Annotated in this window: 11 protein-coding genes; 6 read left to right on the forward strand and 5 right to left on the reverse strand. The window is 70.7% G+C overall.

Annotation, left to right across the window (positions count from 1 at the left end):
• Nucleotides 1-265: 265 nt before the first annotated feature.
• The 4 genes from GXP74_RS26565 (at nucleotide 266) to GXP74_RS26580 (ending at nucleotide 5149) form a co-directional block, all read left to right on the forward strand.
• The gene (locus tag GXP74_RS26565; protein ID WP_182453756.1) at nucleotides 266-2749 is read left to right on the forward strand and encodes a carbohydrate-binding module family 20 domain-containing protein; all 2484 of its coding nucleotides are present in this window, start codon (nucleotides 266-268) and stop codon (nucleotides 2747-2749) included.
• Between the two features lie 195 nt (nucleotides 2750-2944).
• Nucleotides 2945-3187, forward strand: coding sequence for a hypothetical protein (locus tag GXP74_RS26570; RefSeq protein ID WP_182453757.1), 243 nt, complete (start codon nucleotides 2945-2947; stop codon nucleotides 3185-3187).
• Nucleotides 3188-3217: 30 nt separating this feature from the next.
• Nucleotides 3218-4138, forward strand: coding sequence for an NADP-dependent oxidoreductase (locus GXP74_RS26575; protein WP_182453758.1), 921 nt, complete (start codon nucleotides 3218-3220; stop codon nucleotides 4136-4138).
• A gap of 45 nt (nucleotides 4139-4183) precedes the next feature.
• On the forward strand, nucleotides 4184-5149 hold the full coding sequence (locus tag GXP74_RS26580; protein WP_182453759.1) for a TrkA family potassium uptake protein: 966 nt from the start codon (nucleotides 4184-4186) through the stop codon (nucleotides 5147-5149).
• A 312-nt stretch (nucleotides 5150-5461) separates the two neighbouring features.
• Here GXP74_RS26580 and GXP74_RS26585 read toward each other — a convergent pair whose 3' ends face one another.
• Together GXP74_RS26585 and GXP74_RS26590 are read right to left on the reverse strand one after the other, a co-directional pair.
• Entirely contained in the window at nucleotides 5462-7648 is a 2187-nt protein-coding gene (locus tag GXP74_RS26585) for an NEW3 domain-containing protein (RefSeq protein WP_182453760.1), read from the reverse strand.
• Between the two features lie 168 nt (nucleotides 7649-7816).
• Nucleotides 7817-8416 carry a TetR/AcrR family transcriptional regulator gene (locus GXP74_RS26590; protein ID WP_182453761.1) on the reverse strand — a complete coding sequence of 200 codons (600 nt, stop codon included), beginning with the start codon at nucleotides 8414-8416 and terminating at the stop codon, nucleotides 7817-7819.
• A gap of 115 nt (nucleotides 8417-8531) precedes the next feature.
• Here GXP74_RS26590 and GXP74_RS26595 point away from each other — a divergent pair, with 115 nt between their 5' ends.
• Entirely contained in the window at nucleotides 8532-10031 is a 1500-nt protein-coding gene (locus GXP74_RS26595; RefSeq protein WP_182453762.1) for an APC family permease, read from the forward strand.
• 4 nt (nucleotides 10032-10035) lie between these two features.
• Complete coding sequence (locus tag GXP74_RS26600; protein WP_182453763.1) at nucleotides 10036-10911, forward strand: carbon-nitrogen hydrolase family protein; 876 nt, start codon at nucleotides 10036-10038, stop codon at nucleotides 10909-10911.
• Nucleotides 10912-11000: 89 nt separating this feature from the next.
• Here the strand turns inward: GXP74_RS26600 and pulA are convergent, their stop codons facing one another.
• The 3 genes from pulA to GXP74_RS26615 form a co-directional block, all read right to left on the reverse strand.
• The gene (gene pulA / locus GXP74_RS26605) at nucleotides 11001-14366 is read right to left on the reverse strand and encodes a pullulanase-type alpha-1,6-glucosidase (protein ID WP_225448209.1); all 3366 of its coding nucleotides are present in this window, start codon (nucleotides 14364-14366) and stop codon (nucleotides 11001-11003) included.
• A gap of 252 nt (nucleotides 14367-14618) precedes the next feature.
• Complete coding sequence (locus GXP74_RS26610; protein ID WP_225448210.1) at nucleotides 14619-16148, reverse strand: RICIN domain-containing protein; 1530 nt, start codon at nucleotides 16146-16148, stop codon at nucleotides 14619-14621.
• A 492-nt stretch (nucleotides 16149-16640) separates the two neighbouring features.
• Nucleotides 16641-19763 carry a BTAD domain-containing putative transcriptional regulator gene (locus tag GXP74_RS26615; protein ID WP_182453764.1) on the reverse strand — a complete coding sequence of 1041 codons (3123 nt, stop codon included), beginning with the start codon at nucleotides 19761-19763 and terminating at the stop codon, nucleotides 16641-16643.
• Between the last annotated feature and the right edge of the window lie 187 nt (nucleotides 19764-19950).

A 19950-nucleotide genomic window follows, 5' to 3' on the forward strand; every position in this document is an offset into this window, starting at 1 on the left:
CAGTCGGCCCGGAGACGTCGTCAGGGCGTCCGCTGAGCGACGGAACCGCCGTGGACGGGCAACCCCCGGCCACGGCGGTGAGCACTGGCAGTGGTCGGCCTCCCCGACAGCGTCCGGCCGTCTCCCCCCGTTCACGGGGTTCCCCCATCCCCCACGCCGTCCTCGCGACGGTCCACCCTCGGGAGCACACACCTTGCCACCCTTCCGGAGATCCACCCGCACCGATCCGTCAGCGCAACCGTCCCGTCGCGGCCGGGGCGGCCTCATGCTCGCCGGGACGCTTGTCGCCGGCGCGCTCCTCCCGCTCACTCTGCAGACCGCCGCCCACGCGACCAGTGGCAGCAACGGCGGCGACGTCATCGCCAACCTCTTCGAGTGGAACTGGCCCTCGGTCGCCAACGAGTGCACCAACGTGCTCGGCCCCAAGGGCTACGGCGCGGTCCAGGTGGCCCCGCCGCAGGACTCCATCCGGCTGGCCGGGAGCACCCACTCCTGGTGGGACGTCTACCAGCCGGTCGGCTACGACCTCAACAGCCGGATGGGCAACACCGCCCAGTTCCAGGCGATGGTGGCGGCCTGCCACGCGGCGGGCGTCAAGGTCTACGCCGACGCGGTGATCAACCACACCTCCGGCAACGACCAGACCAGCACCGACTCCTACGGTGGCGACAGCTTCAACGTCACCACCAAGAACTACAGCGAGGTCCCCTACGGGCCCGCCGACTTCCACACCTCGCCCGCGAACTGTCCCAACTCGGACATGTCCATCCAGGACTGGAACAGCCAGACCCAGGTGCAGGAGTGCGACCTGGAGAACCTGTCCGACCTCTACACCGAGACCGACGACGTCCGCTCGAAGATCGCCGGCTACCTCAACACGCTGATCAGCTACGGCGTGGACGGCTTCCGGGTGGACTCGGCCAAGCACATCAACCAGGCCGACATGGCCAACATCATCTCCCGGCTGAACAACACCCAGTGGGGCCAGCGCCCTTACATCCTGCAGGAGGTCGCCCTCGGCAGCTCCGGCAACCTCGCTCCGTCCGCCTTCGAGAGCAACGGCAGCGTCATCGGCTTCGACTACGCCAACGCGCTGAAGTCGCAGTTCCAGGGCAGCATCGCCAACCTCAAGACGTTCGGCCAGAGTTGGGGTCTGGAGCCGAGTGGCAAGGACGGCGCCATGGTCGCCAACCACGACACCGAGCGCAACGGCTCCACGCTCAACTACAAGAACGGCGCGGTCTACAACCTCGCCACCGAGTTCATGCTGGCCTGGGGCTACGGCGTGCAGCCGACCGTCTACTCCGGCTTCGCCTTCAACACCTCGGACGACTCGCCGCCGGCCGACGCCAACGGCTTCGTCACCAACACCGACTGCTCCTCCAGCGCCTGGGTCTGCACCGACCGGGTCACCGGGGTCGCCAACATGGTCGGCTGGCACAACGCGGCCCAGGGGCAATCCGTCGCCAACTGGTACGACGACGGCTCCAACCTGATCGCCTTCTCCCGCGGCAACGCGGCGTGGATCGCCATCAACAACGAGAGCACCACGCAGACCAAGACCTTCGAGACCGGCCTCCCGGCCGGCACCTACTGCGACGTCATCCACGGCAACTACAGCAACGGCAGCTGCTCCGGCCCGCTGGTCACCGTGAACAGCAGCGGTGACGCCACGGTCTCGATCGCGGCCGAGGACTCGGTGGCCCTGTACGACCTGGCCACCACCAACTCCTCCTCGCCCACCGCGAGCCCCAGCGCCTCCGCGTCCGCCGGCGCCTCGGCCACCCCGAGCGCCAGCGCCAGTGCCAGCGCCAGTGCCTCGGCCACCCCGAGCGCCGGCTCCACCGCCACCGCTCCGGCCGGTGAGGTCGCCGAGACCTTCACCGTCAGCGGCACCCCGGCCAGCGCGCCGATGTACCTGGTCGGCTCGGTCGCCGGCCTGGGCAACTGGGCTCCGGCGTCGGCGATCCCGATGACCCAGTCCGGCGGCAACTGGACGGTGACGGTCGATCTGCCCCAGTCCACCGCGATCCAGTACAAGTACATCGAGCAGGACTCCTCCGGGAACGTCACCTGGGAACCGGGCGCCAACCACTCGGCGACCACCGGCTCCGGCAGCACCGCGACGCTGACCGACGCCTACAACGGCTCCAGCACCACGGTCAGTGAGAGCTTCACCGACAACGCCACCACCTGGCTCGGCCAGAGCGTCTACGTGGTCGGCTCGGTGCCCGCGCTGGGCTCCTGGAACACCGCCGACGCCGTCCCGCTCTCCTCGACGAACTACCCGAACTGGACCGGGACCGTCTCCCTGCCTTCCAACACCGCCTTCGAGTACAAGTTCATCAAGAAGGACCCGGACGGCACCATCGAGTGGGAGTCCGGGGCCAACCACACCGCGACCACCGGCACCACCGCGGCCGGCCTGAGCAACACCTGGGGCGCCGCGGCCACCTCCCCGGTCGGGGTGACCTTCGACGAGAAAGAGACCACCGTCCCCGGCCAGAACGTCTACGTGATCGGCGACATCGCGGCCCTGGGCCAGTGGAACACCACCCAGGCGGTCGAGTTGAGCTCGGCCAACTACCCCACCTGGTCCTCGACCCTGAGCATCAGCCCGAACACCACCTTCCAGTACAAGTTCATCGTGGAGGACGCCGCCGGGAACATCACCTGGGAGTCCGGCGCCAACCGCAGCTACACCACCGGCGCCTCCGGCTCGGTGACCCTGAACGACACCTGGCAGTAGCCGCGCGCGACTGACCACCGCAGGCCCAGCACCCCCGGGCGCCGACCCCGTCGGCACCCGGGGGTGTCCCGTCGTCCTCCGGGGGCGACCGGCTCGCCTCGCCGCCGGGGCGGCCGACTGCTAGCGTGCGACATGTCCCTTCCGGGGCGCATCGCCGTACCGCGCAGTCGTGCCGTCGACCCCACGGGAGCAGGAATGACGGGAGAGCCCGAGCCGATCAGTCAGACCGCTCGGCGGGCGCTGGAGCAGGAGCTCACCGACCTGCGCAGCGAGCGCGAGACGGTCGCCGCGACCCTGCGCGACCACGACCCGGGCAACGCCGGCGACCAGGCCGACGAGCTTCAGCGGGCCACCGGGCTCACCCGTCTGGACGACCGCACAGCCCGCTCGGGCGGGCGGGGTACCGCCACGGTGACGGCACTGTCCGCCGGGGGCTGACCCGGATCGGCCGAAGCAGGAGGGACCTTCATGCGCGCGGTAACGTACGACGCCTTCGCCCCCGACAACTCCCGGCTGCGCTACGGCGAGGTCCCGGAGCCCACGTTCGGGCCCGGGCAGGTGCTGGTCCAGGTCAAGGCGGCCGGGGTGAACCCGGTCGACTGGAAGGTGATGGCCGGCGGGCTCGACCAGATGATGGACACGTTCTTCCCGGTCGTCCCCGGCTGGGACGTGGCCGGGGTGGTCGTCGCCACCGGCCCGGACACCCCGGAGTTCGCGGTCGGCGACGAGGTGATGGCCTACGCCCGCAAGGACTCCGTGCACGCCGGGACCTTCGCGGAGTACGTGGCCGTGAACGCGACGGCGGTCGCCCGCAAGCCGGTCGGCCTGGACTGGGCGCAGGCCGGGGGGCTGCCGCTGGTCGGCCTCACCGCGCAGCGCGTCCTGGACCGGCTGGAGGTCGGCCCCGGCGACGTGCTGCTGGTGTACGGGGCCGCCGGCGGCGTCGGCAGCGCCGCGGTGCAACTCGGCGTCGACCGGGGCGCCCGGGTGATCGGCACCGCCTCCGAACACAACCACGCGTTCGTCCGGGCCCTCGGCGCGGAGCCGGTCGGCTACCACGACGGGCTCGCCGAGCGGGTACGCGCGCTGGCTCCTGACGGCGTGTCAGCGGTGGCGGACCTGGTCGGCGGGCAGTGGCCGGTCACCTCGGCCGTGCTCGCCCCGGGCGGGCGGCACGCCTCGATCGTGGACTCCTCCGTGGAGCAGCACGGCGGCCACTGGATCTGGGTGGGCCCGAACGGCGCGAAGCTGGCCGAGCTGGCGGCGGCGGTGGACCGGGGCGTGCTGACCATCGAGGTCGCCCAGACCTTCCCGCTGGACAAGGTGGGCGAGGCCTTCGACGCCAGCCGCACCGGCCACACCCGGGGCAAGCTCGTGATCGTCCCCTAGCCACGAGCCACGAGCCCCTGGCCACGAGCCACGGTCGGAGGTCAGGTGTTCGCCCGGTTCCGTCTGCCGCTGCTGCTGGTGGTGCTGGCGCTGTGCTACGGCACCTTCGGGTACTGGCTGATCGAGAACCAGAGCCCGCTGGACGCCTTCTACACCACCGTCCTGACCTTGAGCACCGTCGGCAGCGGGCCGGAGCTCGGTGTCGGCGGGAAGCTGTTCACGGTCTCCCTGATCCTCTTCGGCGTCGCCACCCTGTTCGCCGCGATCGGGGTGGCCACCGAGGTACTGAGCTCGGGCGAACTGGCCCGCTGGCTGCGGAGGAAGCGGATGTCCAGACGCACCGGGCAGCTCCGCGGCCACTATGTGGTCTGCGGCTACGGCCGGGTGGGCCGAACGGTGACCGGGGAGCTGGGCCGCCATCAGCGCCAGGTCCTGGTGATCGAGTCCAAACCGGAGTTGCACCTGCTGCTGGAGGAGCAGGGCATCCCCTACGTCACCGGCGACGCGGCCGACGAGACGGTGCTGCGGCAGGCCGGGATCGAACGCGCCGACGGCCTGGTGTGCGCGGTGGACTCGGACTCGGGCAACGTCTTCATCGCGCTCACCGCGCGGGCGATGAACCCCGGGCTGCGGATCGTCGCCCGCGCCGCCGAACAGCGCTCGGTCGACAAGCTGCGGCGCGCCGGGGCCGACGAGGTGATCTCCCCGTACGGCCTGAGCGGACGCCGGATGGCGCTGCTCGCGCTACAGCCGTCGGTGCTGGAGGTGCTGGACCTGCTCGACCTCGGCGCCGACATCCGGCTGGAGGAGGTGGCCGTGCAGCCCGGCACGCCGCTGCACGCGATGACCGTCGCCGAGGCGCAGACCCGCTTCGCCGGGGTGGCCATCCTCGCCGTCCGCCAGCCCGGTGGCGAGCTGACCACCAGCCCCGACCAGAACCTGCGGCTGGGCACCGGGGACCTGGTCATCGCGCTGGGCCCGGTGACCATTCTGGAGGGCATGACGAACTGACGACATGCCCGGGTGGCGGCACTGTGGCACTGTGGAAGGACGGAGCATCCGCCCGCTGCGAGAGGAGCGACCATGTCGTCGACCCGGCGTCGGAAGAAGAGGGCCCGCCGCAAGCACCACGCCAACCACGGCCGCCGTCCCTCCTGCTGAGCGGCCCGGTTCCCGGGCCGTCGGTCGAGGTGGCCGGGGGTACCTCGGCCCGGCCGCGGCCAGAACGACGGGGCTCCCCGGGGGCGGGACGTCCTGGTTGACGTCCCGTGTCCCGGGGAGCCCCGTCGTCAGCTCGGTGACGAGCGGATCAGCTCACGCGGGTCAGGGGGTCACCGACAGGGCGAAGAGGTGGATCGCGGGCTGGTTCGGCAAGGTCACGCTCCGTACCGTCTTGCCCGCCGTCAGCGGGATGGTGTTGCTGAACACCTGGTAACTGATGCCGAAGTTGGCCGGGCCGGTGGGGGTGTCGCGGTGGTCCGTGGTGATCGCGACCCGCGCGCCGTAGGCGGTGGGCGGAGTGCAGCACCAGTTGGGGAAGCCGAGCTGGCCGGTGCTGGTGCTGCCGTCGGTGTAGGTGACGGTGACCGGGGCGGAGACGGCGCCGGTCTCCGAGCCGAGGAAGGCCAGGCTGCTGCCCGTGCCGGAGAGGGTGACCTGTTCGCCGGAGGCGGCCACGTTGTCCGGGGTTCCGGCGGCGGCGGTGGGCCAGCTGAAGCCGAGGCCGTTGGCGCTGACCGTGGCGCCGGGGGTGACCCCGGCCGTGGCCAGCGCCTGGGCGGAGTAGCTGTCGCCGGTGGAGTCGAAGTCGCCCGGGGTCGGGGCGCTCTCCGAGGTGACGCCGACGTTGTTGAAGGCGGCCGAGAGGGTCGGGTACGGGACCGTACTGGTGATCGTCCGTTCGCCGCTGACCTGTCCGGCCCCGGCGGATCCGGCCCGGTACCTGGCGGTGGCGGTGATCTCGCTGACGGTGGTGCCCGGGGCCGCGTTCCTCGGGCCCTTGACGGTGACCACGGCGTACGCCGCCGCGCCGGTGCGCACATCGCCCAGCCGGGTGCTGACCGGGGAGACCGTCCAGCCCTTGGGCGCGCTCACCGACAGCCGGACGTCGGACAGCCGGGCCGCGCCGTGGTCGCTCAGGCTGATCAGGTAACTGTCGGGCCTGGCTGCGGTGCTGACGTCCTGCCAGCTGATCGCGGTGGCCGGTTGCAGCCCGCGGGAGGCCCCGGCCCCGACCCGGTAGATCACGGTCGCGTGCGGCGGGACGTCCGCCGAGATGGTGCCGTCGGTCTGGGTGACCGCCTTGGTCACCAGGTTCCTCAGCTGGTACGAGGAGCCCTTGCCGAACCCGGCGGCGGCGGCCGTGGTGGTGATCGTCAGGGCCTGGTCGGAGGAGTTGAACAGGGCGACCGCGCGGTCGCCGCCCGCCAGCGGCTTGGCCAGCACGTTGTAGCCGGTGCCCTGGGCCACGATCCGGCCCTGCACCCCGAGCGGGTCCTGGTCGACGGCGATGACGTCCTTGTTGCCGAGCGCGGCCAGCGCGCCCGGGGTGAGCTTGGTCAGGTCGGTGCTGGAGATCAGCGGCGCGGCCATCATCGCCCACAGCGAGACCTGGCTCTGGATCTCGTCCTGGGTCAGTCCGGAGTCACCGGCGAGCAGGAAGTCCGGGTCGTTCCAGCGGCCGGGGCGCTGCAGGTCGGCCAGGCCGACGTTGTAGCCGTAGTTGTAGGAGATGGCGCTCCACTTGGCCGCGCCGCTCTCCTGGCCGAGCGCGGTGTCCGCGCCCTCCCGCCACAGGTTGCCGAGCTGGGCGGACCACTTGATCACGGTGTCCCAGTCGGGGGTGCCCTGGAAGTACGCCGGGGCCGAGATCGAGAAGACCATCTTGCGGCCGCTGTGCAGCAGCGCCTGGCTCATCGCGGCGTAGGTGGCGTAGTAGGCCTGCTCGTCGGTCTGCCCGCTGGGGGTGGGCACGTTGCAGCCGTCGAGTTTGACGTAGTCGACGCCCCAGGCGGCGAACAGGTCGGCGTCCTGCTGCCAGTGGCCCTCGGAGCCCGGATAGCCGCCGCAGGTCTCCGTACCGGCGTCCTCGTAGATGCCGAACTTCAGCCCCAGCTCGTGCAGTTGCCTGCCGACGTAGGCCATTCCGTCGGGGAACCTGGTCGGGTCGGCGACCAGGTTGCCGGAGGAGTCGCGGTTGGGCGCCATCCAGCAGTCGTCGATGGTGACGGTGTTGTAGCCCTTGGCCGCCAGGCCGCTGGTGACCAGGGCGTGGGCGTTGGCGAGCACGATCTGCTCGTTCTCGCCGCACTGGTAGTACGACCAGTCGTTCCAGCCCATGGGCGGGGTCGGCGCGTAGTTCGGATACTGGCCGGGGGCGGCCGTGCCGGCGGCCGACGGCGCGGCCGAGGCCGGGGTGGCCAGCAGCAGTCCGGCGGACGCGGTGGCGAGCGCGCAGCTCGCCGCGAGCGTCGCACGGATGCGCCGATGGAGGGGGAAGTCACAGGGCAACCTCGCAGGTTCGGTCGGGCCGAATGGGCGGCTGGTCCGGAACAGCTGAGGGATTGTCTACTCGTATCTGCTCGTAGTTGACAAGAGTGCCATCAAAATAAGCAGAACTGAGCATGAGTCATGCGCGATTGGGCATACTTGTGCCGAGGCCCCTGGACCGCCCGGGGATCAGCGGTCCAGCGCGCAGCCGGTGACCGTGGCGGCGAAGCCGTGCAGCAGGTGCAGCACCTCGCCGCGGTGGCGGCGGCCGGACAGCACGTCCATCTGGTAGCCGTCCTCCAACGCCACGAAGTTGCCCGCCAGTTCGCGCGGCGGGGCGGTGAGCCGGAAGTACCCCTGGGCCTCCCCCAGCAGCAGCACCCCGTAGTAGACCGCGACCTGACGCTCCGTCAATGTCGCGTCCAGGGCCGCGACCCGGGGGTCGCGCAGGCTGCGCGGGCAGTACTCGAAGAGCAGTCGGGGGATGGTGTCGTCGGGGCCGGTCGCGACGCCCGCGTCGATGCAGGCGAGCAGCCGGTCGCGGGCGTCCGGCAGCCGCTCGGCCGCCTCCTCGCGGCGGGCACAGAAGCGTTCGATGCCCCGCTGGAAGGTCTCGTTCATGAGCTCGTCCAGATCGCCGTAGTAGTAGAGGACGGCGGCCGGGGTGACCCCCGCCTCCTCGGCGACGTCGCGCAGCCGCAGGCCTTCGAGGCCGCGCGCGAGCAGTGCCCGCCGAGCGGCCTCGCCGAGCTGGGCCCGCCGCGCCTCTTGATCCTTCTGTCGAGCCATGGCTCCAGTCTTCCAGATCATTGACTAAACGTAGCCGTAGCGAGATCTTGCCTGCCCTTGACGTGGGACATCCCCTTCTCTTAAATCACTGTTTAACAAAAGGAAGGAGGGCTCCATGACCACGAACCTGTCCGAGCGGACCACCCCCGAACCGCCCCAGGGCCGCGACAAGGGCCTGGCGGCCGGCTCGGTCGGCCTGCTGTCGATGGTCTCCCTCGGCCTCGCCTCGGTCGCCCCGGCCTACAGCATCACCGTCACCCTGGGGCTGGTGACGCTCGTCGTCGGCCACCTGGCCCCCGCCGCGCTCCTGGTCGGCTTCGTGCCGATCCTGTGCACCGCCTACGCCTTCCGCGAGCTCAACCGGGTGATGCCGGACTGCGGCACCAACTTCGTCTGGATCACCCGCGCCTTCGGTCCCTGGAGCGGCTGGATCTTCGGCAACTGGATCCCGCAGATCGCCACCCTGATCGCCATGACCGCGCTCTCCCAGGTCGGCGCGACCAGCCTGCTCTCCCTGGTCGGCCTGAGCTCCTACGCCGCCCGGACGGTGCCGGTGACCCTGCTCGGACTGCTGCTGCTGGCCGTGGCCACCGCCGTGGCCTACCGGGGCGTCCAGCTCTCGGCCGCGATCCAGAACGGCATGGTCGCCATCCAGTTCGTCGCCCTGATCGGCTTCGGCATCGCCGCGCTCGCCCACCACCACGCGGCCACCCCCTCCCTGGCCTGGGTGAACCCCCTCGGCTTCCACGGCACCGGCCCGTTCGCCGAGTCGGTGCTGCTCTGCCTGTTCATCTACTGGGGCTGGGACTCGGCGCTCACCGTCAACGAGGAGGCCCGCGACCGCACCCGGGCCCCCGGCCGGGCCGCCGTGATCTCCACCGTGACCCTGCTCGGCACCTACCTGTTCACCGCCGTGGCCGCGATCAGCTTCGCCGGGACCGGCAGCACCGGCCTGGGGCTCGGCAACCAGGCCAACGCCGCCGACGTGCTGGCGACGCTCGCCCCCGCCGCGCTCGGCGGGCCGGTGGCCAAGGTGGTCCAGCTCGCGGTCTGCCTGTCCGCCGTCGCCGGGCTGCTCACCTGCGTGGTCTCCACCGCCCGGCCCAACGTGTCGGTGGCCTCGCACGGCGCGATGCCGCGGATCTTCGCCCGGGTGCACCCGCGTTTCCGCACCCCCACCTTCGCCACGCTGTTCAGCGGCGTGCTGGCCGCGGTCCTGCTCACCTCGCTCACCGCCGCCTCGCCCTCCTTCCTGAGCGACGCGATCCTCTCCATCGGCCTGATGGTGTGCTCGTACTACGGAGCCACCGCCTTCGCCTGCGTCTGGCACTTCCGCCGCGAGCTGCGCGGCTCCGCCCACGCGCTGGTCTTCAAGGGCCTGCTGCCGCTGGCGGGCGGCCTGATGATGCTCGCCGCGTTCCTGCGCAGCGCGCACGACATGCTCGCCCCCGGCTACGGCAGCACCTCCTTCGACGGCGTCGGCGGCGTGTTCCTGCTCGGCATGGGGTCGATGGTGTTCGGCATCGCCGTCACCGCGCTGATGCGCGTGCTCCACCCCGGCTTCTTCCGCAACGGCCGGACCACCGTCACCGACCTGATCATCACCGAGGACTGAACCCATGCGCACCCTGGCCATCGCCGCCCTCCAGACCCGCCCCGTGACGCACGACCTCGCGGCCTCCTGGCGGCGCTTCCGCGAACAGGTACTGGCCGTCCGGGCCGCCTTCCCGCAGGTCCAGCTGGTCACCGTGCCGGAGTTGCTGCTGGCGGCCGAGGCGCCGCTGCTGGAGGCCCGGGAGGACTGGACCGAGCAGGCCGCCGTGCCCGTGCCCGGCGAGCTCACCGACCGGCTCTGCGACCTCGCCCGGGAGACCGGACTGTGGCTGGTCCCCGGCAGCCTCTACGAACGCGCCGCCGACGGGCGGATCCACAACACCGCCCTGGCCGTCTCGCCCGAGGGCCGGATCGCCGCGACCTACCGCAAGGTCTTCCCCTGGCAGCCCTGGGAGAGCTGCGCCCCGGGCAGCGACTTCGTCGTCTTCGACATCCCCGACATCGGCCGGATCGGCCTGGCCATCTGCTACGACGGCTCCTTCCCGGAGACCGTGCGGCAGCTCGCCTGGCTGGGTGCCGAGGTGATCATCCAGCCGACGCTGACCACCACCCGCGACCGGGAGCTGGAACTGGTCTGCGCCCGCGCCAACGCCTGGACCAACCAGGTCTACGTGGTCAACGTGAACGCCGCCGACCCGGCCGGGGTCGGCGCCAGCGCCATCGTCGACCCCGAGGGCATCGTCCGCCAGCAGGCCGGTTCCGGGGAGGAGATCCTGGTCGACGTGCTCGACCTGGACGCGGTGACCCGGGTCCGCGCCCACGGCAGCACCGGCCTGAACCGGCCCTGGGACCAGATCGCCCGGTACGGCTCAGAGATCAACCTGCCCATGTACGGCGGCGGCTTCCGGACCCCGCCGTGGCACCCCTCCGCCCGGGCCTGACCCGGCTCCGGGCCGCCCGCCCCCGCGCGGGTGGCCGCGACGCGCGGGCGGGGCGGGCACCGGCGTGCCCGCCCCGCCCATCCGGTGCTTCAGCGCTGGACGAAGACCGCCACGGTGTAGCCGGGGACGGTGAAGCTCCCGGTGGCCGGGTCGAAGGCGGACTGCCTGACCACCGGGTCGGTGCCGCCGGCCTGGACCGGGTCGAGCGCCTGCCGGGTGCCGGCCAGTCCGGCGAGGGTCTGCGTCCGGGTGGTACCGGTGGCGTTGTAGATCACCGTGACCGAGGCGTAGCCGCCCAGTCCGTGCCCGTCCAGGTGCTCGGTGATCACCCCGGGCACCTGCCCGGCGGTGCCCGACAGCGGGAAGCCGACCCGCTGCCGCACGGCCTCGGCGGTGGTCAGCGAGAACAGCGGGGAGGACTTCTTGATCTCCAGGAACTGCTGGAACTCGTCCGTGGAGTCCTGGGTCGCGGCGCAGGTCGGGACCAGCGCCGGGTTCGCCAGCAGCGGCTGGGCGTAGGACCACAGCGACTGGTTGGACGCGGCCATCGGCAGGCCCCGGCCGAAGCCGTTGCCGTCGGCGCAGTTCCACTGGATGTCGTTGAACCAGTCGCCGCTGTCGTACGAGTTGGAGTCCAGCGACTTGGAGCGCAGCAGGTCGGTGCCCGCCTGGGCGAATCCGGGCCCCTCGCCGAGGGTGCTGGTGGCCAGGTCGAGTGCCTGGATCCGGGCCCGGTCGGCCGGGCTGGTGCCGGAGGCCAGCTTGTAGACGAGCGTGTCGTACAGCGCGAGGTTGTCGTGCGCGTCGACGTAGTCGACGGCCTCGCCGGGGGCCGCGGTGTACCCGGCCGGTACTCCGTTGTAGTCCACGCCGCTGCCGGCGACCCGGCTGCCCTCGGTGTCGGTGAAGCGGTAGTCGGCGAGGTCGCCGGTCAGGCCGAGTTCCACCAGGTCCGTGTCGTGCAGCAGGGTGGTCCGCTGCTGGGCGGGGGTGCCGTTGACCGGGTCGTCGTCGGGTTCGGTGTACTGGCCGGAGCCGAAGCCCTGGATCCGCGGGTCGGTGTCGAAGGGGCTGCCGCCGCGCACCGCGTCGCGCAGCCGGTCGTTGAAGGTGCCGATGCCGGTCCCGGCCATGTTGGCCTGGGTGGCCTGGACGAAGCGGGCGTCGTTGGCGACCACGCCGAAGTTCCAACCCTCCCCGTACAGGGTCTCCGCCGTGCCGTCGATGCCGTCCCGGCTCGCGGTGAGCCGGTCCAGTGAGGACCTGACGTCGAGCATGGTGCTCTTCGGGTCCAGGCCCATCAGGTCGAAGCGGAAGCCGTCGATGTGGTACTCCTTCGCCCAGGTGGTGACCGAGTCGACGACCAGCTTGTTCATCATCGCGTTCTCCGGCGCGGTGTCGGCGCAGCAGGAGTCGGTGGTGACCGCGCCGTTGGCGTCCAGGCGCTGGTAGTAGCCGGGGACGATCTGGTCCAGGACCGAGTTCGGGTCCTCGCCGGAGGCGGCGGTGTGGTTGTAGACGACGTCCATGACCACCCGCAGTCCGGCCTTGTGCAGGGCGGCGACCATGTCGCGCAGCTGCACGGTGCGGGCGGCGCCGGTGGAGTCGGTCGCGTAGGCGCCCTCCGGGACGGTGAAGTGCAGCGGGTTGTAGCCCCAGTTGTAGCCGTCGGTCTCCTGGGTCCGGGTGATGCAGGCCTGCTGCTGGTCCGAGTCCGGTGCGAAGCCCGCCAGGTCGCACGGCGGCTGCGCCTGGTCGGCGCGGACCTGCGGGACTCCGGCGAAGTCGAAGGTCGGCATGATCTGGACGGTGGTCACCCCGGCCTTGGCGAGCACCTCCAGGTGCTTCATCCCGGCCGAGTCGGGGTCGGTGAAGGCGAGGTAGGTGCCGCGTTCGGCGGCCGGGACGGTGGTGTCGGCCTCGGAGAAGTCGCGGACGCTCAGCTCCTGGATCTCCTGCTGGGTGCTGGGGATCGGCTTGGGCGAGCGGCTGTCGGCGAAGGAGGCCGGGATCAGGCCGGGGTCGTCCAGGTCGACGATCTGGCTGCGGGTGGAGTCCGCGTTCAGGGCCAGCGAGTAGGGGTCGGTGACCTGGTTGGTCATCAGCTTCAGCTGGTCCGGCACCCACACGGTGACCTGGTACAGGTAGTACGCGCCGTTCCAGCTGGGCTTTCCGGTGACCGACCAGGCGCCGGTGCGGGCGTCGCGGGTCATCGGGACCAGCGTCGGGGTGGTCGCGTCGGCGCCGTCGTAGAGCTCGACGTCGACGTTCCGCGCGGTGGGCGCCCACACCGTGAGCGTGGGCGTCCGGCCGTGGAAGACCGGGCCGAACGTGGTGCGGGCGGCCGGGGCCGCGTAGAGGTCGTCCAGCACCCCGGCGGTCTGCAGCGAGGTGGCGGCGCTGAGGTCGCCGTGCGCGTCCAGCGCGGCCACGGCGACCTGGCCGCGCAGCAGTTGGGCGGCCCGCGCGGCGTACCCGGCCGGGACCCGCAGCGCGCCGAGGGCGGCCAGGTCGGGGTACTTCTTCCTGAGCGCGGCGGGCAGCCCGGCCGGGTCGTAGGTCAGCGGGATGACGGTGCCGCCGGTGAGCCCGGTACCGCCCTCGGACAGGCCGCCGTCGGCGGAGGCGGCCAGCTGGTAGCTCTGGTCGGCCGGGTCGGCGCCCAGGTTCCAGGCGATGTAGCCGGTGGACAGCCAGTAGGCCTGGGCCTTGACCAGGCTGGGCTTGGCCACTCCGGGGTAGACGCTGAGCTGGTGCGAGGTGCTGTTGTAGCTGAAGGTCGTGGTGGCGTCGTCGGTGGCGACGGTGAAGCCCGCCGCCGCGCCGCCGGGCGTCCCGTCCTGGCCGTAGCTGACGGCGCCGGTCAGCCCGAGGGCGGTCCTCGCCTGGTAGGTACCGGCGGGCAGGGCGCTGGTGGTGAAGGTGTAGGTGCCGTCGCCCTCCGGGTCCTCCAGCCAGGACTGGACGCAGCTCGCGGCCCAGTCGGCGCAGCCCAGGGCGTGCTCGAAGTCGCCGACCGCGACCGGGACCGGGTCGTTGACGGTGTCGGTGATCCAGTGGCTGCCCTGGTCGAACAGGAAGGTGACGTCGGCGCCCCCGGCCGGGACGGTCAGCGGGATGTTCGCGCCCCCGGCGGCGGCGTGCAGGCCGTAGCTGACGTCCCAACTGTCGTCCAGCGCGGCCTTGTAGGTGTAGCTGCCGGCGGGCAGGTGCGCGGTGAGCGTCCAGATGCCGCCGGGCTGCGCGGTCATCTGGGCCTGGGCGCAGTCGGCGGCCCACTCGCTGCCGCAGCCGAGCAGGGTGTCCAGGTCGCCCGCGACGGTGACCGCGGTGGGGGCGGTGTCGGCGTGCGCGGCCGGGGCGAGCAGCAGGCCGGACAGCGCGGCGACCAGCGCCAGCGTCCCGGCCGCGGCCCGCCGCCGTCCGGGGGCGGCGGTCGGTGATGGTGGTGTCATCGGACCTCTCTCTGACGGAGTCTGCGGTCGCGTTCCGGGACGTCACGCGGGTCCAGCACCCGGTCACCCGGTTCCATCAGCGCGGGGTCGTGGGCAGCGGGATCGGACAACGGGAAGTTAACAGAGCCGCAACATGATGAGGAAGGCCTTGCAGAAACTTTCCGAATGCCGTTGCACTCCTACGGCGGCATGCGGCCGTGGCGCGCGGGCGGCGGTCCGGTGTCCGCCGCCGCCCGCGCGGGTCCGCCGTCGTCAGCCGACCGTGATCTCACCGACGCGGGTCGGGATGTACACCTGCGTGGGGTTCGCCATCAGGTTCCACAGATGGTCGTCGAACCCGTGGTTGACCCCCCACTGCGAGCCGGTCCCGGAGCACTGGAAGACCCCGAGCGCGGCGTCCGGGCTCTTGTCGCTGTTGTCGTAGGCCCAGCCGGAGACGTCGAGGCAGAGGCCGTCCTTGTAGTTGCGGACCAGCACCCCGAGGCCGCCGGAGCTGGTCGAGTTGACGAAGGGGAGCTCCCACAGCTGGTTGTCGGAGCTCACCGGCGTCGTGCAGGTGAACGTGGCGGCGCGGGATCCGGACGCTGCGGCACCGTAGTCGGGAAGGTCCAGGCACAGGTTGGATCCGAGCGCGTTGCGGATCCAGTAGAGCGGTTCACCGTCCGGCGCCGTGCCCTGCTGCTGCAAGTACCACATCTGGTTGTCCGAACTGCCGTACGCGCACTGGAACTGCTCCATCCCGTCGGCGAGCGTGGGCGCGCCGTAGTTCGGGAGGTCCGCGCACTGGCCGGTCCAGTTGTTCTGGATCACGAAATGCACCGGGGCGGTGTTGGCCGGTGCGGCTCCGGCCGTGGAGCCGGTCTTCGGGCCCGAGCCGCCGGGGGTGGCGGCGCCGCCGCCCGCGGGTGACGCCGGCGCGCTGCTCGGAGCCGAGGCGGCGGAGGGTGACGCCGCCGCCGTGGTCGGCGCCGCGGCGAGCGGCGCGGGCGTCGCGGCGGGCAGCGGGGCCACCGCCGACTGGACCTCCGCCTGGGCCAGGGTGGCGACATGGGGCTGGTAGGCGAACCAGAGCGCGACCAGGGCGACGGCCAGTCCGAGCCCGACGCCGAAGAACCCGGCGAGCCAGCGCGGCAGCACCCCCTTCTGCACGTAGGTCCCGTCCACGCCGACGGGCGTGCTCCCGGACCGCTGCACGGACAGCTGGTACGGGCGGTTCTCCTTGTGCCCGAACCAGATGATCCGCTGCGGCTTCAGCGTGGCCTTGACGAAGGTCGCGCGCCCGGGCTCGACCTGCACGTTGGCGGGGTGGACGTGGTAGCTGAGCTGTCCCCCGTTGTCGGCGCCGCCGACCGAGGCGGTGAGCTTGGTGTTGCCGAGGTTGTCGATGGCGAGAACGGAACGCCCCCGGAAGCGCCCCCTGACGGTCGGCGGCACCAGCTCGGCCCGGACCTCGGTGAAGGCGGTGACCGTGATGTTCCCCTCGGGGACGGTGGTCGCCTCGGGGTTCTCCGTCGGAATGATCTGCACCGCGTACGGGTTCGGCCCGGCCGTGGCGTCGGGACTGCGCGGCGGCGCGAAGGTGAGCTCGACGGTCCCGGTGGTACCCGGGTACAGCCGGAGCGTCGCTGGTTCAAGGGTGACGTAGGGAGAGATCTCGCCGACCGGTATGAAGCGGTACTCGTCGACGACATCGCTGGTATTCCGTACCCGCAGCCTCACCGTAGTCGTGCCGCCGGGGTCCACGATGGTGGACGCTGGTTCGAGGGATGTCCAGATGCTCACCCGCCGATACTACGTTGACGCATTCTTGTCAGCCGCCCAGCGGGGTACCCCATCCCAATCCCTCCAGGTCAGCGGCTCGGCACGGCGCCCGCACCCCACATCCATCGGCGCCGACCACCTGGTCGTCACCTGGCTGACGGGTCAGCCGAGTTGACGCCAACCGCAGCGACCCACGCTTCGTGAACCCGAGTTGACGCGGCGTCATGCACCGCGAAGCATTCCGACCCCGACTCCCCCGGACCGGAATGCGCCAGGACCGGCCGACGAACCCGGCGATCCGATATGACGGGTCATCCATCCCCTATCGGACTGGGCAAATCTCCAGCCTATCTCGATTCCGCCGACGGTACAGCTGGGAGTCGAACGGTGTCGAACTCCGCTACAGTTACGATCAACGTTGATTCGGAGCACCACGTTTAGGAGCAACCGACACATGCACGCCGAGCTCATAGCCTGCTGCGTCTGCATTATCTGCATATTCATGCGCGGCTCCTAGATTACCGAAGGGTAATCCAGGCTGGCGAGGCGGTGTCGCAGGAGCTCTGCTCTCGGCACCGCCATTCCTTCGTACAGCACCAGTGCCCGCTGCCAAAACGATGCCGCGAGGGCACGGCCCTGCAGTGCGAGGACAACTTCGCCGAGGCTCTCCAGAGCTTGGGCACCCTCGAAGACCGCGCCGAGACGGCGGGCCAGCTCCAGCGCCTCACGGCCCGCAGCCAACGCTACCAGGTAACTGCCAGCGGCGCGTTGAGCCGAGGCGATGCCGAGCAGCGCGCGCTGGCGGCAGCTCTGGCTACGGATCTGCTGACTGATCTGTTCAGCCAGCGTGAAGCTGGTGAGCGCGTCCGCATTCCTGCCTAATGCCTGATACGTGAGGCCTATGCTGATCAGCGACTCGGCTTCCGATTCCAAATCGCGGAGATCGTGGAACATTCGAGCCGCGCGCCGATGGCTGACCAGTGACCGCACTGTCTCACCGCTCCCCCTGAGCGCCGTCCCGAGATTTTCGTAGAGTATTCCCATCTCCTGCCGCCCGCCGATTCTCCGCACCAAGGAGAGGGCTTCCTCGAAACGGGCGCGGGCAGCCTCGTACCGTTCCAGGCGCAGCAGGATCTCCCCGGTATTGCTGAGCGCCCAGACCTGTCCGTGGAGGTCTCCGATCTCCCGCTCCAGCAATAACATCGCGCGGAACTGGGCGAGTGACTCCTGAAACTTTCCGGTCTCGCCAAGAAAGACGCCGTACTGGTTGGCTATCTCGGCCTGGCCGCGCCGGTTTCCGGCCTGCCGCTGGAGCACCAGGGCCTCGTCGAGGTAGCGCAGGCCCTCCTGCGGCTGGTCGGAGGTCAGCCGCACCCGCGCCACCTGGTACAGCGCCTCAGCTTGACCTGCCGGATCCGCAGCGGACCGGCTCAGGGCCAGCGCCTCAAGACCCCAGTGCAACGCGTCCTCGCGGGAGCCGAGAGCCCACAGCGCGGACGCGCGGTCGACCATGATCTGGGCTCGGGCCACCGGGTTGTCCTGATGCTCCCAGGCCTGGAGCGCGGCTGCGTGCAGGTTTTCCGCAATTTTCCAAGATCCCCAGTTGTACAACGATTTGGCGAGCACATGCGGGATCAGCCGTGCGTGTGCGGGCGACCGATCGACTGCCGCACGGGCTACAGCCAGCAGATTGGATCGCTCGATGTCAAGCCAGGCTCCGGCTTCGTCCGCATCCGAAAGAGAAGGGAGGCATACCGGATCACCGACCAACTGGAGCGGAAGTCTGCGTCGGCCCGGATAGGCCAGCCGATCCGCCGCGTCGGCGGCGGCCAGATAGTAGTCCAGCAGCCGAGAAATCGCGGCGCGCAGGGTCTTGTCCGTCTCCTCGCGTTCGGCCACGCGGAGTGCGAAATCCCGAGCGAGATCATGGAATAGGTAGCGGTCCTTCACCGACTCCTCCAGCAGGTGGGAGTCAAGTAGATCTTCGAGACTATGACCTACCTCAACCGCGTTCCGTCCGTCCAACGCGGTAGCTGTCCGCAGCGTGAGGTCGGGGCCGGGGTGCAGGGCCAGCAGGCGGAGCAACCGGCGCTCCGGCTCAGCCAGTTCGCCGTAGGAGAGGTCGAAGGAACTCCCGACCGCGCGGAGGGCGTGGTTGCCGAAACGTGGCCCAGTGGGCTGGGCCAACCGCTCTGCCAAGTCCTGCACAGACCAGGCCGTCTGGTGGCGGAAGCGGTTGGCGGATATCTGCAGGGCCAAGGCAAGTCGACCGCAGAGGTGCGTGACGCGACGCACGCCCACCCGGTCCGCTGTCCGTGCCGGGCCTACGATTCGGGTGAAGAGCTCCATCGCTTCGGACTCTGACAGTGTGTCAAGGTAGAGCGACCGCGAACCCTCCAGCTCGGCCAGCCAGTGGCGGCTGGTGACGATGACCCCGCACGACGGTGTCCCGGGCAGCAGCGGGCGGATCTGCTCGGCATCGTGCGCGTCGTCGAGCACCAGCAGCGTGCGGCTGTGCGCCATTCGCTCCCGCCACAGCGACGCACGCCCCTCCAGGTCGGGCGGCATGGCCTGGGCCGGCATGCCGACCAGCGCCAACAGGCTTGCCAGCGCGTCGGACGGGTGCTGCGGCGACTGCCGCGCGTAGCCGCGGCCGATGCTCGCGAAGAGCACACCGTCCGGGTAGCGGTCACGGAGCCGGTGGGCGGCCCGGGTCGCCAGGGCGCTCTTGCCGCTTCCCGGCATGCCGTGGATGACCAGTAGCGGCAGCGTCGCCGGGGCCTCCCCGCCGAACGCCGTCAGGATGATCCCGAGCTCGGCCCGGCGGCCGGTGAAGTCCTTGATGTCCCGAGGCAGGTTGAACAGCGGCCGGGCGGGCCGCCCCGGGGGCTCCGGTTCCGTCGGGACGGCCAGCAGGTCGGCGTCGCCGCGCAGGACGCGTTGGTGCAGGGTGTCGAGTTGGATGCTCGGGGCCAGGCCCAGTTCGTCCCGCAGCCTGGTCCGGGCGCGCCGGTACACGGCCAGGGCGTCGCCCTGGCGGCCGCTGCGGAAGAGGGCCAGCATCAGGTCCATCACCACCGGCTCCGCGGCCGGGCTGCGTTCCGCCAACTCGGTGAGCTCACCCACGAGTTCCTCGTGCAGACCGAGGCCGAGCTCCAGGTGTACCCGCAGTTCCTGGACCGCCCGGCGCTCCTCGTTCAGGCGGTTGCGCAGACCAGTGGCCCAGTCTCCGGTGAATTCCACCAACGCCTCTCCCCGCCACAGGGTTTCGGCCTCACGCAGCAGTTCCGCCGCTCCCTCCGCGTCGCCGGTCCGGCTCAGCACGCGGGCTTTCCGATGGAGATGACGGAATCTCAATAAATCGACATTCTCGGCCTCCATGACCAGCCGGTAGGCGCGCGCCGAGAAGTCCACCCGGACCAGATCCCCGGTGGCGGTCCGCAGCCGGTTCCGCAGTCTGGAGACGTAGCTCTGCAGCGTCTCCGCGCCCTTGGGCGGTGGTTCGCCGTCCCAGACCCGGTCCAGCAGCACGTCGACCGGCACGGAGGTACCGGCGGCGCACAGCAGGACGGCCAGCAGGGCCCGCTCCTTGGGCGAGCCGAGGCGGACTCGGCGCCCGTCGACCAGCAGCTCCAAGGGCCCGAGTAACCGGAATTCCACCAGTATCCCCCTCCGCGAGGTGGGCAGGGACGCGGTGGCGGTACTGCCCGTCTCGCTGGTCGACTCTATGCTTTTTGATCACGATGATTTTTGATCACGAAGGTGATGCCGGGATATCCGCAGCCCGATATTGACATGTTCTGTTCGTTTGCGACAGAGCATG

Origin of the sequence: Streptacidiphilus sp. P02-A3a, assembly GCF_014084105.1 — a bacterium.
Classification (GTDB): Bacteria; Actinomycetota; Actinomycetes; order Streptomycetales; family Streptomycetaceae; genus Streptacidiphilus.

Excerpts from the sequence above, each read along its gene's own strand:
- GXP74_RS26575 (WP_182453758.1), top strand. The coding sequence starts at position 3,218 with ATGCGCGCGGTAACGTACGACGCCTTCGCCCCCGACAACTCCCGGCTG.
- GXP74_RS26590 (WP_182453761.1), bottom strand. The coding sequence starts at position 8,416 with ATGGCTCGACAGAAGGATCAAGAGGCGCGGCGGGCCCAGCTCGGCGAG.
- pulA (WP_225448209.1), bottom strand. The coding sequence starts at position 14,366 with ATGACACCACCATCACCGACCGCCGCCCCCGGACGGCGGCGGGCCGCG.
- GXP74_RS26600 (WP_182453763.1), top strand. The coding sequence starts at position 10,036 with ATGCGCACCCTGGCCATCGCCGCCCTCCAGACCCGCCCCGTGACGCAC.
- GXP74_RS26570 (WP_182453757.1), top strand. The coding sequence starts at position 2,945 with ATGACGGGAGAGCCCGAGCCGATCAGTCAGACCGCTCGGCGGGCGCTG.
- GXP74_RS26565 (WP_182453756.1), top strand. The coding sequence starts at position 266 with ATGCTCGCCGGGACGCTTGTCGCCGGCGCGCTCCTCCCGCTCACTCTG.
- GXP74_RS26595 (WP_182453762.1), top strand. The coding sequence starts at position 8,532 with ATGACCACGAACCTGTCCGAGCGGACCACCCCCGAACCGCCCCAGGGC.